Source organism: Sphingomonas arenae, assembly GCF_016924655.1.
Classification (GTDB): Bacteria; Pseudomonadota; Alphaproteobacteria; order Sphingomonadales; family Sphingomonadaceae; genus Sphingomicrobium; species Sphingomicrobium arenae.
In genome coordinates this window covers 331,172-347,440 of record NZ_JAFFJU010000001.1, presented here as the reverse complement: position 1 = coordinate 347,440, position 16,269 = coordinate 331,172, and the positions used below count along the sequence as shown (strand labels likewise).

General features: G+C 66.5%; 11 protein-coding genes. 8 read left to right on the top strand and 3 right to left on the bottom strand.

Annotation, left to right across the window (positions count from 1 at the left end; translation table 11 throughout):
* Window positions 1-13: 13 nt before the first annotated feature.
* Entirely contained in the window at window positions 14-1,672 is a 1,659-nt protein-coding gene (locus JT720_RS01740) for a M28 family metallopeptidase (RefSeq protein ID WP_205480114.1), read from the bottom strand.
* Between the two features lie 239 nt (window positions 1,673-1,911).
* Between JT720_RS01740 and JT720_RS01735 the strand changes: the two genes are divergently transcribed.
* From JT720_RS01735 to JT720_RS01725, 3 genes are read left to right on the top strand one after another with little or no spacing between them, the layout of a single operon-like run.
* Window positions 1,912-3,687, top strand: a complete 1,776-nt coding sequence (locus tag JT720_RS01735; protein ID WP_205478947.1) for an N-acetylglutaminylglutamine amidotransferase — start codon at window positions 1,912-1,914, stop codon at window positions 3,685-3,687.
* Window positions 3,687-5,456 (top strand): N-acetylglutaminylglutamine synthetase, encoded by a 1,770-nt coding sequence (ngg, locus tag JT720_RS01730; RefSeq protein ID WP_205478945.1) that lies wholly within the window; start codon window positions 3,687-3,689, stop codon window positions 5,454-5,456. Before JT720_RS01735 ends, ngg begins: the two co-directional genes overlap by 1 nt.
* On the top strand, window positions 5,440-6,585 hold the full coding sequence (locus JT720_RS01725) for an osmoprotectant NAGGN system M42 family peptidase (protein WP_205478944.1): 1,146 nt from the start codon (window positions 5,440-5,442) through the stop codon (window positions 6,583-6,585). Before ngg ends, JT720_RS01725 begins: the two co-directional genes overlap by 17 nt.
* On the opposite strand, the gene JT720_RS01720 is transcribed toward JT720_RS01725, so the two are convergent.
* Window positions 6,582-7,076 carry a cyclic nucleotide-binding domain-containing protein gene (locus tag JT720_RS01720; RefSeq protein WP_205478943.1) on the bottom strand — a complete coding sequence of 165 codons (495 nt, stop codon included), beginning with the start codon at window positions 7,074-7,076 and terminating at the stop codon, window positions 6,582-6,584. The two genes, JT720_RS01725 and JT720_RS01720, sit on opposite strands and share 4 nt — an antisense overlap.
* Before the next feature lie 240 nt (window positions 7,077-7,316).
* On the opposite strand from JT720_RS01720, the gene JT720_RS01715 reads away from it, so the two are divergent.
* The 5 genes from JT720_RS01715 (at window position 7,317) to JT720_RS01695 (ending at window position 13,492) form a co-directional block, all read left to right on the top strand.
* Window positions 7,317-8,762 (top strand): cytochrome ubiquinol oxidase subunit I, encoded by a 1,446-nt coding sequence (locus JT720_RS01715; protein WP_205478942.1) that lies wholly within the window; start codon window positions 7,317-7,319, stop codon window positions 8,760-8,762.
* A 4-nt stretch (window positions 8,763-8,766) separates the two neighbouring features.
* Complete coding sequence (gene cydB / locus JT720_RS01710; protein ID WP_237219612.1) at window positions 8,767-9,774, top strand: cytochrome d ubiquinol oxidase subunit II; 1,008 nt, start codon at window positions 8,767-8,769, stop codon at window positions 9,772-9,774.
* Window positions 9,774-9,893: a DUF2474 domain-containing protein gene (locus JT720_RS01705; RefSeq protein ID WP_205478941.1), complete on the top strand. Its 120-nt coding sequence runs from the start codon at window positions 9,774-9,776 to the stop codon at window positions 9,891-9,893. The genes cydB and JT720_RS01705 overlap by 1 nt, the downstream gene beginning before the upstream one ends.
* 52 nt (window positions 9,894-9,945) lie before the next feature.
* A complete protein-coding gene (locus JT720_RS01700) occupies window positions 9,946-11,160 on the top strand; it encodes an NnrS family protein (protein ID WP_205478940.1) in 1,215 nt (404 codons plus the stop codon).
* Between the two features lie 106 nt (window positions 11,161-11,266).
* On the top strand, window positions 11,267-13,492 hold the full coding sequence (locus JT720_RS01695; RefSeq protein ID WP_205478939.1) for an adenosylcobalamin-dependent ribonucleoside-diphosphate reductase: 2,226 nt from the start codon (window positions 11,267-11,269) through the stop codon (window positions 13,490-13,492).
* Window positions 13,493-13,547: 55 nt separating this feature from the next.
* Here the strand turns inward: JT720_RS01695 and JT720_RS01690 are convergent, their stop codons facing one another.
* On the bottom strand, window positions 13,548-16,037 hold the full coding sequence (locus JT720_RS01690; RefSeq protein ID WP_237219611.1) for a PAS domain-containing protein: 2,490 nt from the start codon (window positions 16,035-16,037) through the stop codon (window positions 13,548-13,550).
* Between the last annotated feature and the right edge of the window lie 232 nt (window positions 16,038-16,269).

Sequence of the window (16,269 nt, the reverse complement as noted above, 5' to 3'; positions counted from 1 at the left end):
AGCGCTCGCCCGCTCACGGCCGGCGCGCGGCCGCGCTCTTCTCCCGCACCTGCCCGAACTCCGAACCGCTCTGCCAGCCCGGCCACTCCCGGCTGTTGGCGAGGCGCGCGCCGATCGAATACATCAGCTCGGCTTCCTGCGCCGCGCCGCGGAGGTCCCAGTCCGGGCTCCAGGCATCGCAGGTCTGGTGATAGCAGTTGCTCGTATAGTCCGAGACCCACTTCTCGCCCGCAGCCCGCCCGCCTTCGACCAGGTCGTTGCCGCCCGCCAGCGCCATGATCAGCAGGACCGGAACGCCCCGCTTGGCCAGCGCAAAGTGGTCGGCGCGGTAGAACAGGCCGCGCTCGGGATGGCTCTCCGGAGTGACGGTTCGTCCCTGCTGCGCCGCCGCTGCGGCAAGGTAGTCCTCGAGTTCGCTCTGGCCCTTGCCGATCAGCACGACATCCCGCGCCGCACCCGCAGTCTGGAGCGTGTCCAGCGTCAGGTTAGCCACCATGGTTTCGTGCGGATAAAGCGGGTTGGCGCTGTAATATTCCGACCCGAGCAGCCCGCGCTCTTCCCCGGTCCAGGCGGCGAAGACCAGGCTGCGCTCCGGTCGCGGTCCGGAGGCGAACAGGCGCGCGATCTCGACCATGGCGGCGAGACCCAGCGCGTCGTCGGCCGCGCCGGGGCGGATCGTGCGGCCCTGCCCATCCGCCGGGCCGATCCCATAGGCGTCCCAGTGCCCGCCATAGGAGACGGTCTCGCCTGGATGGCGGCTGCCGGTCAGCTTGCCGATCACGTTGCGGCTGGTGATGCGAGACAAATCGACCGGAGCATCCGCGGAGAAGCTCGCCTTGAGGTCGATCGGCCGGAAGTCGGCGCGGCGGGCGGCCCGCTTGACCTCAGCAAAGTCATGCCCCGCCTTCTTCAGCAGATCGGCCGCCACCTGTCCCTGGATCCAGCCCTGAAGCAGGACCGGCTGCCGCTGCCCTTCGCCCAGGACGATGTTGAAATTCTCGCCGGCCGAACTCTGCACGACGTTCCAGCCATAGCCGGCGCCCTCCGTTTCATGGACAACTAGCGCCCCGATGGCGCCGCGCCGCGCCGCCTCCTCGAACTTGTAGGACCAGCGGCCGTAATAGGTCATGGTCTTGCCGCCGAACTTGCCCCTGACGGGTTCGTCCTCGCCCGCTTCGAAATCGGGATCGTTGACCAGTAACACGGCGACCTTGCCCTTCAGGTCCACGCCCTTGAAGTCGTCCCACTGCCGCTCGGGCGCGTTCACGCCGAAGCCGACGAACACCATTGGCGCGTTCGCGATCCTCGCGCGGTCCACCGCACGCACGGTGCTGAGGTAGATGTCTTCCGGAAAGCGCAGCGTGCGGCTGGACCCGCCTTGCCGCACCGACAAGGCGACCGGGTTCTTGAGCTGGGTCCGGATCATCGGGACGGTCTGCGTCCAGCCCCCGTTCTCGCCGCCCGGTTCCAGCCCAGCCTCGCGGAACTGCTCGATCAGGTACTGGACCGTGCGCTCCTCTCCCGGGGTGCCCATCGACCGGCCCTGGAACGGGTCGGAAGCAAGGACGCGGGTGATCTCCGACATGCGCTCGGTGCTGACCCGCGGCTGCGCGGGCGGCGGTGCCGGCGCTTCGGCAACGGACTCACCGGCAACCAGAGGAGCAGGCGCCATGCTCTGGCAACCGGCAAGCGCAAGGGCGGCCGCAAGGCCGGCGAGGACATGTGTGGACTTCATTCGCAGCACTCCCGAGAAACGCATAACGCTCCGGCACCCGGACGGAGCCAGCGCAGGATCCACTTCGATCGCAGCCGCTCGGACCCTTTCGGGGACGCATCGGTTGTTCCGGCGTCCACCACCATCGCTGATCGGAAAATGGGTCACAATCCTCCCTGTTCTCACCGCGGTTGCCCATGTGCGGGATAGCCGGCGAAATCCGCTTCGACGGCCAGACCGCAGATGCCGCGGCCGTGGCCGTCATGATGAAGAGCCAGGTCCGGCGCGGGCCTGACGCCTGCGGCCAGCTGATGCGCGGCCGGATCGGCCTTGGTCACCAGCGGCTCCGGATCATCGACCTGTCCAGCCGCTCGGCCCAGCCAATGGTGGACCCGGAGCTCGGCCTCGACCTCGTCTTCAACGGCTGCATCTACAATTATCAGGAACTCCGGACCGAACTCCAGGAGCTGGGCTACAGCTTCTTCTCCGGCGGTGACACGGAAGTCATCCTCAAGGCCTATCACGCCTGGGGCCGGGAATGCGTCCAGCGGTTCAAGGGCATGTTCGCCTTTGCCATCCACGAGCGGGAGAGCGGCCGGATCGTGCTCGCCCGCGACCGCTTCGGCATCAAGCCGCTCTACTACAGCCAGGCGCCGGGCCGCCTCCGCTTTGCCTCCACGCTGCCGGGGATCGTCGCGGCGGGAGAGGTCGACACGTCCATCGATCGCACCGCGCTGCACTTCTACATGAGCTGGCATGCGGTTGTTCCGCCACCGCTCACCATCCTCAAGGGCGTCCGCAAGCTGCCCCCAGCCACCGTGCGAGTGTACGAAGAGGACGGGACCTTCGCCGACTGGTCCTACTGGAACCCGCCGTTCGGCCTCGCCGACGGAAACGCCGGTCGCAGCGAAGGGGAGTGGCAGGAGCTGCTGCTGGACGCCCTGCGCACCGCGGTCGAGCGACGCATGGTGGCCGACGTGCCCGTGGGCGTTCTCCTCTCCGGCGGCGTGGACTCGAGCCTCATCGTCGGGCTGCTCGCGGACCTCGGCCAGAGCTGCCTTTCGACCTTCTCCATCGGCTTCGAGGAAGCGCATGGCGAGAAGGGGGACGAGTTCGTCTATTCCGATCTCATCGCCCGCCACTATGGCACCGACCACCACAAGCTGTTCGTCCCCTCCGACGACCTGCTCAAGGAACTGCCGGGCGCGATCGAGGCCATGGCCGAGCCGATGGTCTCCTACGACAACATCGGCTTCTATCTTCTCTCCCGCGAGGTCGCGAAGCACATCAAGGTGGTCCAGTCGGGGCAGGGCGCCGACGAGGTCTTCGGAGGCTACCACTGGTACCCGCCCATGGCCTCCGCCAACGATCCCGTCGCAAGCTACAGCCGCGCCTTCTTCGACCGCGACGCCGAGACCCTGAACCGGCAGCTCGGGCCTGACTGGCGCAACGGCGGCGCGCCGCTTGACTTCGTCCGCGAACATTTCGCCCGCCCGGGTGCCGACGATCCCGTCGACAAGGCGCTGCGCATCGACAGCACGGTCATGCTCGTCGACGATCCCGTGAAGCGGGTCGACAACATGACCATGGCCTGGGGGCTGGAGGCACGGGTACCATTCCTCGACCACGATCTGGCCGAACTCGCGGCGCGCATCCCCTCCGGTATGAAGCTCGCTCACGGCGGCAAGGGCATCCTCAAGGAGGTGGCTCGCAAGGTCATCCCGGCCGAGGTCATCGACCGGCCGAAGGGCTATTTCCCGGTGCCCGCGCTCAAGTACATCGATGGTCCGTACCTCGACCTCGTCCGCGATGCGCTGTCCAGCCAGGCGGCGAGGGAACGCGCGCTGTTCGAGGGCGATTACCTTTCCATGCTGTTCTCGGACCCCAAGGGGCACATCACTCCGCTGCGAGGATCGGAATTGTGGCAGGTGGGCCTGCTGGAGCTTTGGCTTCAGCAGCACGGTGTCGGCTGATGCCGCTCAGCCGACTGCGGGGACGGGCGAGCCGGGCCCCGGGGCTCTTCCCCTTTCTCCTGAACCCGACCGCTCCTCAGCCTTCCCCCAATGCGGTCGTCGACGTCGGCTGGGGTCGCGTCCTCTTTGCGCAGACCTTCACCAATGCCGGCGATCTGCTGAACGAGCTTCGCGCGGAAGGCGCGGAGCAGCGCGACATCGCCATGTACGTGACGGACCCGCACGTGGTCCTCGCCGCTGCTCCGGCCGAGCTGTTCCTGGACCCCTCGCATACCTATCGGCTGCAGCTCGCGACCTACCGTCCCTCGGACCGTCGTCCAACCGGCTTCCTGGTCCGCCGCATGGTTCCCGATACGGACTCCGACGCGGTCAACCGCCTCTACGCGCTCCACCGCATGATCGAGGTCCGGCCGGAGTTCTTCAGCCAGCAGCTCAGCCCCGACAATCGGCTCATCACTTACTATGTCGCCGAGGATGAAGAGACCGGCGCGGTCATCGGCACTGTGACGGGAATAGACCACGGCGAGGCGTTCGACGATCCCGAACAAGGGTCATCGCTGTGGACCCTTGCGGTGGACCCGCAGACGCCGCATGCCGGCGTCGGCGAGGCGCTGATCCGCTGGCTGGCCGAGCATTACCAGACGCGCGGGGCCGGCTACATGGACCTGTCCGTTCTCCACAACAACGAAGGCGCGATCGCACTCTACGAGAAGCTCGGCTTCCAGCGCCTTCCGGTGTTCGCCGTGAAGCGCCGCAACATGATCAACGAGCGGCTCTTCTCCGGTCCCGACCCCGCGCAGGGCATGAATCCCTATGCGCGCATCATCATCAACGAGGCGAGGCGGCGCGGCATAGGCGTGGATGTGATCGACGCCGCCGGCGGGCTGTTCGAGCTGACCTTCGGCGGGCGCCGCATCCGGTGCAGGGAATCACTGTCCGACCTGACCACGGCCGTTGCCCTGTCCATCTGCGACGACAAGGCCGTGACCCGGCGCCTCGTGCAGGCCGCCGGCGTGCAAGTGCCGGAGGAGGTCGAGGCCGAGGACATGGACGCCGTCCGTGCCATGCTGGAGAAGCATGGCTCGCTGGTCGTGAAGCCCGCACGCGGTGAGCAGGGCAGGGGCGTTGCCGTCGATCTCGATACCTTCGAGGATGTGGAGCGCGCCATCGGCGTCGCGCGGCAGCACAGCGACCGGGTCCTGGTCGAGAGCTTCCACCAGGGTGAGGACCTGCGGCTGATCGTCATCGGCTTCAAGCTGGTAGCAGCGGCCGTGCGCCGGCCGGCAACCATCGTTGGCGACGGGCGCCACACGGTCCGGCAACTCATCGAGCGCCAGTCCCGCCGCCGTGCCGCCGCCACCGGCGGAGAGTCGCGGATCCCCCTGGATCAGGAGACGGAGCGTTGCGTGCGGCAGGCCGGCTACACGCTGGAAGAGGTGCCGCCCAAGGGGCACGCCTTCCCGGTCCGCAAGGCCGCCAATCTCCATACGGGCGGCACGATCCACGACGTGACCTCGCTCGTGCACCCGCGATTGGTGGAGGGCGCAATCGCCGTTGCTCGCGCCATCGACATTCCCGTGGTCGGGGTGGACTTCGTGGTCCGCAATCCCGCCGAGCCGGATTATGTCTTCATCGAGGCCAACGAACGCCCCGGCCTCGCCAACCATGAGCCTCAGCCCACGGCGGAGCGCTTTATCGACCTGCTCTTCCCCTTGAGCATGCCCGCTCCAGCAGGGCGACGCCGGAGAGCCAATGCCCGCGACGATTGATCTCCACTACCTCTCGAACGTGCTCGAGCGGATGCTCGCGATCCCCAGTCCCACGGGGTACACCGACTCCGTCGTCCGCTACGTCTGCGAGGAGTTGCAGCGGCTCGGCATCCGCTATTCGGTGACCCGGCGCGGTGCGATCCTGGCCTTGTACCGGGGGCGCGAAGTCGACGGGGCGCGCGCGGTCGTGGGACACCTCGATACGCTCGGTGCGACCGTCAAGATGATCAAGGACAACGGGCGGCTGGAGCTTGTCCCCATCGGCACTTGGTCGTCGCGCTCCGCGGAAACCACGCGCTGCACCATCTTCACGGAATCGGGCTCGTTCCGCGGCACCATCCTGCCGCTCAAGGCGTCCGGTCACACCTTCAACGAGGAGATCGACACCCAGCCGGTCAGCTGGGCCAATGTCGAGGTGCGGATCGACGCCGACTGCCACGACCGCGAAAGCACCGAGGCGCTCGGCATCCACATCGGCGACCATGTGGCGATCGATCCCGGCACCGAGTTCCTCGACAACGGCTACATCGTTTCACGCCACCTCGACGACAAGGCGGGCTGCGCCGCCATGCTCGCCGCCATGCAGGCGATGATCGCCGGGCAGGCGGTCACGCCGGTCGATATCCACTTCATCTTCACGATCACGGAGGAGGTCGGCTCCGGCGCGTCCGCCGTGCTGCTGGAGCATGTCGTCTCCATGGTCTCGGTGGACAACGGCACCACGGCTCCGGGCCAGAACAGCCGGGAGACCGGCGTCACCATCGCGATGGCCGACCAGGTCGGACCGTTCGAATATCACCTCACCCGCAAGCTCATCCGCATGTGCGAATCGGAAGGCATTCCCTTCCAGCGGGACGTGTTCCGCTATTACCGCTCGGACAGCGCCTCGGCGCTGGAGGGTGGGGCCGACGTTCGCACCGCGCTGATCACCTTCGGCGTGGATGCGAGCCACAGCTACGAGCGCATCCATATCCACGCGCTGAAATCGGTTGCCGAACTGATCTGCGCCTATGCGACCAGTCCGGTCGAGATCGAGCGCGACGTCGAAGAGCTGGCGACGCTGGAGGGCTTCACCGACCAGCCGATGGAACGCGCGCCGCAGAGCACGGACGACCCGTTCCTGTCCTAGACGAAGCTTGCCGGCTCCCCGGCGAGAGTGATTGGCGAAGCGGGCAGGGGAGTGGGTGCGGGTAGGGGCTCGGCGCCTTCCTCTGCCTCCTCTGCCAGACCGGCCCACCGCCGGTCATACTGGCCCAGCTTGCACAGCCGTTCCCAGTCGAGCACGCGGATGGCCCGGGGCTTCACCTCGACCACCTGCGACAAGGTGAGAAAGCCCAGGATGCGCTTCACTCGCGTCAGGTTGATCGCCGCGGCGCGCGCCAGCTGGGTGAGACTGACCGGGATCGGCGCGGACTTCTCGCCCGTGCGTCGCCCGTGCTGTGCCGCAAGCTCGGCGAGCAGGAACGAGATGCGCGACCGGCTGTCCCGTCGCTCGACGTCCGCCTCCAGCGCCGCCGACGCGGCGGCAAGTGCGGCATTGACGTGGTAATCATCGTCGTTGGCGGACCGGGCGGCGAACAGAAGCGGCAATGCCGCAAGCCAGGGCGGAAGCTCCGGCATTTCCACTCGAGAAGTCACTGGCAACCTGCGGAAAAGGAACGGTTAAGCACGTCACTCCAATGACCGGAGAAAAGCTTCGTTCCTTGCGCTTACAAGTGTTAACGCGATTGTTCGTCTCAGACGCTCTCCGGCGACATAAATGTGAGATTTTCGCGCTCCCCGAGCCTTTGATCCGCTCCACGAAACCCTACATTCTGGGGGACAGCGCGGGTGCACTGTAAACACGCGGAGAACTCGACCATGGACCTGGATCCCACGGCCATTGTGCTGGCGCGCATCCAGTTTGCGTTTACCGTCAGTTTCCACTTCATCTTCCCGGCCTTCTCGATCGGCTTGGCGAGCTACCTCGCCGTGCTCGAAGGCTTGTGGCTGAAGACGGGCAAGCCGCTCTACCTCGACCTGTTCAAATACTGGCTGAAGATCTTCGCGATTGCCTTTGCCATGGGCGTCGTCAGCGGCATCGTCATGTCCTACCAGTTCGGCACCAACTGGTCCGTCTTCTCCGACAAGGCCGGCGGGGTGATCGGCCCATTGATGGCCTACGAGGTGCTGACTGCCTTCTTCCTGGAGGCCGGCTTCCTGGGCGTCATGCTGTTCGGCATGAACAAGGTCGGCAAGAAGCTCCACTTCGCCGCCACGCTGATGGTGGCGCTCGGCACGTTCATCAGCGCCTTCTGGATCCTGTCGGTGAATAGCTGGATGCAGACCCCGACAGGTCACGTCATGTCGCCGGACGGCCGCTTCCTGCCGGGCCCGAGCTGGCTCGACATTATCTTCAATCCCAGCTTCCCCTACCGGCTCGTGCACACGGTGACCGCCGCTTACCTGACCACGGCGTTCGTCGTCGGAGCGGTCGGCGCCTGGCACCTGCTCCGGGACAAGGCCAATCCCCACGCCCGCAAGATGTTCTCCATGGCAATGTGGATGGCGGCCCTTGTCGCCCCGGTGCAGATCTTCGTCGGCGACCTGCACGGCCTCAACACGCTGGAGCATCAGCCAGCCAAGGTGATGGCGATGGAAGGCCATTACCGCAGCTATCCGGACGGCGCGCCGCTCTACCTGTTCGGCATTCCGAACGAGAAGGAGCAGCGGCTCGACTATGCGTTCGGCATCCCCAAGGCCTCCAGCCTGATCCTCCACCACGACCTGAACGCACCCGTTCGCGGCCTCGACACCGTGCCGGACGACCAGCAGCCGCCGGTGCCGATCGTGTTCTGGTCCTTCCGCATCATGGTCGGCATCGGCTTCCTGATGCTCGGTATCGGGCTGTGGAGCCTCATCGCACGGTGGCGCAAGCGGCTCTACGACTGGCGTGCGCTGCACCGGGCGGCGCTGCTGATGGGGCCGTCCGGCTTCGTCGCGGTGATCGCCGGCTGGGTCACGACCGAGGTCGGCCGCCAGCCCTACACCGTCTACGGCCTGCTCCGCACCGTGGACAGCGTCAGCCCGCTGGCCGCTCCCGCTGTCGCCACCTCATTGGCCGCGTTCGTCGTCGTCTACTTCGCAGTCTTCGGCATCGGCACCTGGTACATCCTCAAGCTCATGCACAAGCCGCCGCACACGGGCGAGACGCAGCCCGGCGAGGACGAGACCGCGCCCATCCGCACGGCCGGGATCACGCCGGGTCCGACGCAGAACCCGCATCCCCAAGGCGGCCGGGAAGCCTTCCCGAGCCCGGCGGAGTAACTTCATGGCGGTGAACTTCGATCTGACCACCATCTGGGCGTTCATCATCGCCTTCGCGGTGCTGATGTACGTCGTCATGGACGGGTTCGACCTTGGCATCGGGATCCTCTTCCCGACCTTCCAGCCAGGGGAGGAGCGAAGCCAGGCGATGAACGCGGTGGCTCCGGTCTGGGACGGCAACGAGACCTGGCTGGTGCTCGGAGGAGGGGGCCTCTTCGCGGCCTTTCCGCTGGCCTACGCGATCATCCTCCCGGCGACCTACCCGCTGATCATCGCCATGCTGCTGGGCCTCGTCTTCCGCGGCGTCGCCTTTGAGTTCCGCTGGCGTGACCCGCGGCACGAGCGCTTCTGGGACTTCGCCTTCTTCGTCGGCTCGCTGGTCGCGGCCCTGTCGCAGGGCATGATCCTTGGCGCGCTGCTGCAGGGCATCGCGATCGAGGGCCGCAACTATGCCGGCGGCTGGCTCGACTGGCTGTCTCCCTATTCGCTGCTGACCGGCGTCGGCGTGGTCGTCGGGTACGCCCTCCTGGGCGCTGCGTTCCTGGCGATGAAGGTAACCGGCCGGGCAGAGGAGCATGCCTATCGCCTTGCCGTGAAGGCGGGGATCGGCACGGCGGTCCTCATGCTCGCGGTGAGCCTGGCCACCCCGCTGCTCGCCCGGCAATATTGGGAGCGCTGGTTCGACTGGCCCAACATCCTGTTCACCAGCCAGGTCCCGCTGCTGACCGGCATCCTGTTCTTCGCGCTCTTCCGCAGCATCGCGAAGCGCCGGCGCTACCGGCCATTCCTGCTTTCGCTCGGCCTATTCGTGCTCGGCATGATCGGTCTCGGCATCAGCATGTGGCCGTTCGTGATTCCGGACAGCATCACCATCTGGGACGCCGCCGCTCCGGAGCGCAGCCAGGTCTTCATGCTGGTCGGCGTCGCAATCATCATGCCGGTGATCCTCGCCTACACCGCCTGGGCCTACTGGGTGTTCCGCGGGAAGGTCGGTTCCGAGGGCTACCATTGATGGACGGCGATGGTCCCGGCCCATGGTGGAAGAAGCTCGGCTGGCTGGTGCTCATCTGGGCCGCCAGCGTCGCCGTGCTCGGCGCGGTTGCGTTCGTGATCCGCTCCTGGCTCACCTGACTACGCACTATTCCGCATAGCTGCGCCTCTGTGCCGAGCGCATTCGCGGGCCATGCTGACCCGTGGTGAACAGATGCTCGACCTGCGCCGGAGGCGGATGGCAAATGCGCCGCCCTTCCTGCGTGGCGGTTTCCGCCCCTTCTTCTTCGCAGGCCCCGCCTGGGCGCTGCTGGCGCTCGTCGCATGGTTGCTCAGCCTCTCGGGGACGGTGCAACTGCCGACCGCCATGGACCCGCTCGCGTGGCACCGGCACGAGATGCTGTTCGGCTTCGTCGGAGCGGTGATCGCGGGCTTCCTGCTCACCGCCATCCCGAACTGGACCGGCCGCCTGCCCATCGCCGGCCCGCCGCTCGCAGCCTTCGCCGGACTGTGGCTTGCGGCGCGCCTGGCGGTCTTCTTCTCGGGCGAGGTCGGACTGGCCTTCGCCGCGGTGCTCGACGTCGGCTTCCTCCTGGCGCTCGCCTTCATTGCCGGACAGGAGGTCATCGCCGCTCGGAACCGCAACATTCCGGTGGTCGGCATCGTCCTCCTCCTCGCCCTCGCTAGCGCGCTCGATCATGCGGGCATGGCCGGCCTGGTTCAGGACACCACGGCCGGGGTCAGGCTGGCCGTGGGCATGATCACCGTGCTCATCAGCCTCATCGGGGGCCGGATCGTGCCAAGCTTCACGCGCAACTGGCTCGCGAAGCGGGGCGTGAAGGACAGTCTGCCCACGCAGCCCGGCCCGTTTGACCTGGCCTGCGTCGGGATCACCTTCGCTGCGGCGCTCGCCTGGGTGCTCTTCCCCAGCCATCCCCTGACCGCGACCATGCTTCTCGCCGCGGGTGCGCTGCAGCTCGTTCGGTTGCTGCGCTGGAAAGGCCATCGCACCACGGCCGACCCGCTGGTGCTGATGCTTCACGTCGCCTTCCTGTGGGTTCCCATCGGACTGGGGATGCTCGGTGCCAGCATCCTCGACCCCGCCATCGTGCAGTCTGCCGCCGTCCACGCCCTGACTGCCGGAGCCATGGCGGGCATGATCCTGGCCGTGATGACCCGCGCAACGCTCGGCCACACGGGACGGGAGTTGAAGGCGAACGGGGCGACGCAGGCGATCTATGTGCTGATCACGCTGGGCGCTGTGACACGCGTCGCGGCCCCGCTGCTGATCGAGCGCTACACGGAATTGATGCGCGGCAGCGCCCTCTTGTGGATCGCGGCGTTCGGCCTGTTCCTGCTCAGCTACGGCCCCATTCTGTTCGGCCCGCGCGCCGGGGAGACACGCTGATTAGCTGTGGGCGAATCGATGCTTTCCAGCGGCGCGATGATCAGGATCAACTTACAACAGCTTGTAGTCAGTAGCCTCCCTACCTACATCATCTTGGGAGGACGCCATGGGTTTTGACATCGCCATCGCCGAGGAAATCTGGACCGCCAAGTACCGGTTCAAGCCCGCTGACGGCGGCGGCGACGAGAGCTTCGATGCGACCGCCGCGCGGGTCGCCAAGGCGGTTGCGGAGGCCGAAGCGCCGGAACACCGCGACGAGTGGCGCGCCCGCTTCGAAGAATCCATCCGCGATTTCCAGTTCATCCCGGCAGGCCGCGTGTTGGCGGGGGCGGGGACCTCCCGCACCGTCACCCTGTTCAACTGCTTCGTCATGGGCACCGTCCCCGACAGCCTGTCCGGCATCTTCGAGCACCTCAAGGAGGCGGCCGTCACCATGCAGCAGGGCGGCGGCGTTGGCATGGACTTCTCGACCGTTCGGCCGAGCGGGTCGCCCGTGCTCGGCGTGGGCGCGGAGGCATCCGGCCCGCTGACCTTCATGGATTGCTGGGACTCCATGTGCCGTACCGTCATCTCGGCCGGCCAGCGGCGCGGCGCGATGATGGGCTGCCTGCGCATCGACCACCCGGACATCGAGGCATTCATCGATTCGAAGCGTGACGCGAAGCGCTTCCGGAACTTCAACATCTCGGTGCTCGTGACGGACGCGTTCATGACAGCGCTCGGTGCCGATGCCGACTGGCCGTTGGTGTTCGGTGGCAAGACCTACCGCACCGTTCGCGCCCGCGAGTTGTGGGAACGCCTGATGCGCGCGACCTATGATGCCGCGGAGCCCGGAGTCATCTTCGTCGATCGGGTCAACCAGCAGAACAACCTGGCACATTGCGAGACCATCAGCGCCAGCAATCCCTGCGGTGAGCAGATGCTGCCGCCCTACGGTGCCTGCCTGCTCGGCTCCATCAACCTGGCACGGCTGGTCGACCGCCCGTTCGAGCGCGAGGCCCTGCTCGACGAGGATCATCTCGGGAAGTTGACCCGCACCGCCGTGCGCCTTCTCGACAACGTCATCGACATCTCGCGCTACCCGCTCCCGCAGCAGGAGGCCGAGGCCAAGGCCAAGCGCCGCATCGGTCTGGGCATCACCGGCCTTGCCGACGCCCTGCTGTTCTGCGGTGCCACCTACGGCAGCCCGCAAGCCGTGGAGCTGACCAAGCGCTGGCTTGGCGTCATCAAACGCGAGGCCTATCGCGCCTCGGCGCTGCTGGCGGCGGAGAAGGGGGCGTTCCCCTGCTACGATCCGGCCATGCTCGACGCTCCCAGCCTCCGGAGCCTCGACGAGGAGACGCGCGCTCTCATCCGTGAACATGGGCTGCGCAACGGCTGCCTGACCTCCATTGCCCCGACCGGCACGACCTCGCTGCTGGCGGGCAACGTCTCGTCGGGCATCGAGCCCGTCTTCGCCTACAGCTACGAGCGCCGGATTCTCCAGAAGGACGGCTCCCACCGGATTGAGCCCGTCGAAGACTATGCCATGCACGTCTGGCGCAAGCTCAAGGGCAACGAAGTGCCCCCCGCCGACCTGTTCGTCAGCGCCCAGACGCTGAAGCCCGCCGATCACCTGGCGATGCAGGCGGCGGCGCAGCAGCTGGTCGACAGTTCCATCTCCAAGACGGTGAACTGCCCGGAGGACATCAGCTTCGAGGACTTCGCCGACATCTACGTCGAGGGCTATCACCTCGGCTGCAAGGGCCTGACCACCTACCGGCCCAATGCGATCACCGGGTCGGTGCTGTCCACGACCAAGGAGGAGAAGCCTGCCGCTCCGGTCGTTCCGCCGCTGGAGCCGCGGGCGGAGGCGCTGCACGGCACGACCTACAAGCTCAAGTGGCCCGACAGCGCGCATGCGGTCTACGTCACCATCAACGACATCGGGGAAGGCGCCGACCGGCGGCCGTTCGAGATCTTCATCAACTCCAAGAACATGGAGCATTATGCCTGGACGCTCGGCCTCACGCGGATGATCTCCGCCGTGTTCCGCCGCTCCCCCGACGTCGGCTTCGTCGCGGAGGAGCTCAAGGCCGTGTTCGACCCGCGTGGCGGCGCATGGATGGGGGGCAAGTACGTGCCCTCGCTGCTCGCGGCCATCGGCGACATCATCGAGCGGCATCTCTCGCAGCTTGGCGGAGCCGCGATGTCCGAGAGCAAGCCGCAGCCGGAGCCCGAGGTCGCCGCCGCTACGCCGCGCCCGGCCTGCCCGCAGTGCGGTGCCGGAGCGATCGTCAAGGTCGAAGGCTGCAACAACTGCCTGGAGTGCGGTTACTCCAAGTGCGGCTGATCGGAGAGGTAGTCGAGGTTCTGGGCAGTACCGGGCGCTTGAACGAGAGGGTGCCTCAGCCTTCGAGCTCCTCCAACTCGACCAGCTTGGCAGCAAGGTCGGCCTGACGGAAGGGCTTCACCAGCCGCACGAGGTCCGGCGCGATTCCCTCCGCTTCCGCATAGCCGGACACGAGGAGCACCCGGAGGTCCTCCCACCGGGTCCGAAGCTCCCGGGCCAGGGCCGTTCCGGTCATTCCCGGCATCAGGTGGTCCGTGACCAGCAGGTCCGCCGACTGCCCATTCTCGACGAGCCTTAGCGCCTCCTCGGCGGAAGCGGCTTCGACGACCTCGTAGCCAAGGTCAGTGAGCATGTCGGCCGTGCTTGCCCGGACCAAGTCTTCGTCGTCCACCAGCAGCGCGGTCCCGTTTGCGGTGACGACACTGGCCGCGAGGTTGGGATCGGGGGTTTGCTCAGCATCCGCCGTGGTGGCCGGCAGGAACATCTCCACGTTGGTGCCCAGGCCTGGCTGGCTCTCGATCGTCAGTGCACCGCCCAGCTGCGACGCCAAGCCGTGGACCATGGAGAGCCCCAGCCCGGTCCCACGCCCGATGCCCTTGGTCGAGAAAAACGGCTCCACCGCCCGTTTGCAGGTCGCCTCGTCCATCCCAATGCCGGTGTCCGCGACCGAGAGGCGGATATACTGCCCGGGCTGGATTCGCTCCCGATTGCCCTCGGCCACCGTTTCAGTGTGAGCGGAGATTCGGAGCGAGCCCCCCTCCGGCATGGCATCCCGGGCGTTCACGCTGAGGTTGAGGATCGCCATTTCCAGTTGGTTGGGATCGGCGAAGGCCGCCGGCAGGCTATCGGCAACCTCGACCACGACCCGGATCTGGGGTCCCGTGGTGCTGGCGATGAGGTCGGCCATGCCGGAAACCAAGGCACCCACGTCGACCGACCTCGGCTGCAGCGGCTGCCGGCGCGCAAATGCCAGCAATCGCTGAACGAGCACGCGTGCGCGCTCGGCCGACTGCAGCGCGCCATTGATCAGCCGGCGTTCCCGCTCGCCTCCAACATTCCGCCTCTGCAACAGGTCCAGTGAGCCGACGATCGGGCTGAGCAGGTTGTTGAAGTCATGGGCAACGCCGCCGGTCAGGGCGCCCATGGCTTCAAGTTTCTGGCTTTGCCGAAGCTGCTCGTGCGCCTTCTCGAGCTCCTGGGTGCGCTCGGCCACTCTCTTCTCCAGGGTCTGGTTGAGATCCCGGAACGCGGCTTCGGTGGTCTTCTGCTCCGTCGTATCGATCTGGATTCCGTCCCAGATCAGCGAACCGTTCGGCTGCTTGCGAGGAGCCGACAGGATGCGGCACCAGCGCGTTTCTCCATCGGTCCGCCGGAACCGGACGGAGACATCGAACTGGCTTCCCTCCCGGATCGCCTCCGCCTCTGCGAGGACGAGCTCCTCGCGATCCTCCGGCAGGATCAGCTCGTACGGGATCGACGGGTTCTCGATCACGGCCGAGGCCGGGACCCCGGTCAGCTTCTCGTGACTCTGGGAAACATACAGGAAGCGGCGGTCGGTCCCATCCGGTCCCGTCGCAATCTGGTAAACCATTCCGGCAGGCAGATTATCCGTCAATGCGCGGAGCCGGGCCTCGCTCTCTCGCAGTTCCGCTTCTGCACGATACTGCTCGGTGACGTCATATCCTTCGACGAAGATCCCAGTCACCTTGCCCGTCTCGTCGGTAATCGGCTCGTAGATCAGGTCGACGTGACGCTCGTCCCATCCCCTGCCGGACTGCCGGGCGAGCCTGACGGGGATACGGGACGCGACGAAGCGCTCTCCCGTTTGGTAGACCCGGTCGAGGATGCCGAAGAACTCCTGGTCCGCGAGGTCGGGGAAGGTCTCGCGCACGGACCGGCCGACATAATTCCGATCCCCGAACAGGCGGCGGTAGGTCGCATTCGCGAACTCGAATACATGCTCCGGGCCGGTCAGGATCGTGATGAAGCCGGGGGCCTGTTCGAACATCCGCGCCAGGCGTTCGCGCTCCTCGGCTTTTCGACGTTCGGCGAGCACGGCCTGCGTCGTTTCCGTGCAAGCGCAGAACATTCCGGCGACTTTTCCGCTCTCATCGCGCACCGGTGAGTAACTGAACGTGAACCAAGTGGGCTCGTCGAAGCCCTTCCGGTTCATCAGCAACGGCAGATTTTCGCGATAAGTCGCCTCTCCCGCCATCGCCGCGTCCACCAGCGGCGAGATGTCCTCCCAGATCTCCCCCCAGATCTCCCGAAACGGTCGCCCAAGCGCCTGCGGATGCTTGATGCCGAGGATCTCGGCATAAGAATCGTTGTAGAGGAAGCCGAGTTCATCGCCCCAAGCCACGAACATCGGGAACTTGGAGCCTAGCAGCAGTCCGACAACGGAGCGCAGAGACTGAGGCCACGCTTCGGGCGCGCCGAGTGGCGAATTCGACCAGTCCCAGCTGCGCATCAGCGCACCCATGGCACCGCCGCTTGTCAGGAAGTCCGGTGCATCCGCCGCCTTTTCACCGATGCTCAAAGACATACGCGTACAACAACTTTCGAGTGGCCGCCGGACACCGGTCCGGCACCGCAGGCACCACCCTGCCGCATCCTTAAGGTACGAATAGCGGAAGGGGAAGCGTCGGCCTCGGTGCACTGCAGCGCACCTTTTGAGCCGATCGCAACAGCTTGCCTTGCCTCAGATCTGCCCACATCTGGGGAGCATCTCCGGCAGCGTTCCTGTCGCGCCGCCCTGTCTTGGGTTCGCCACGTTT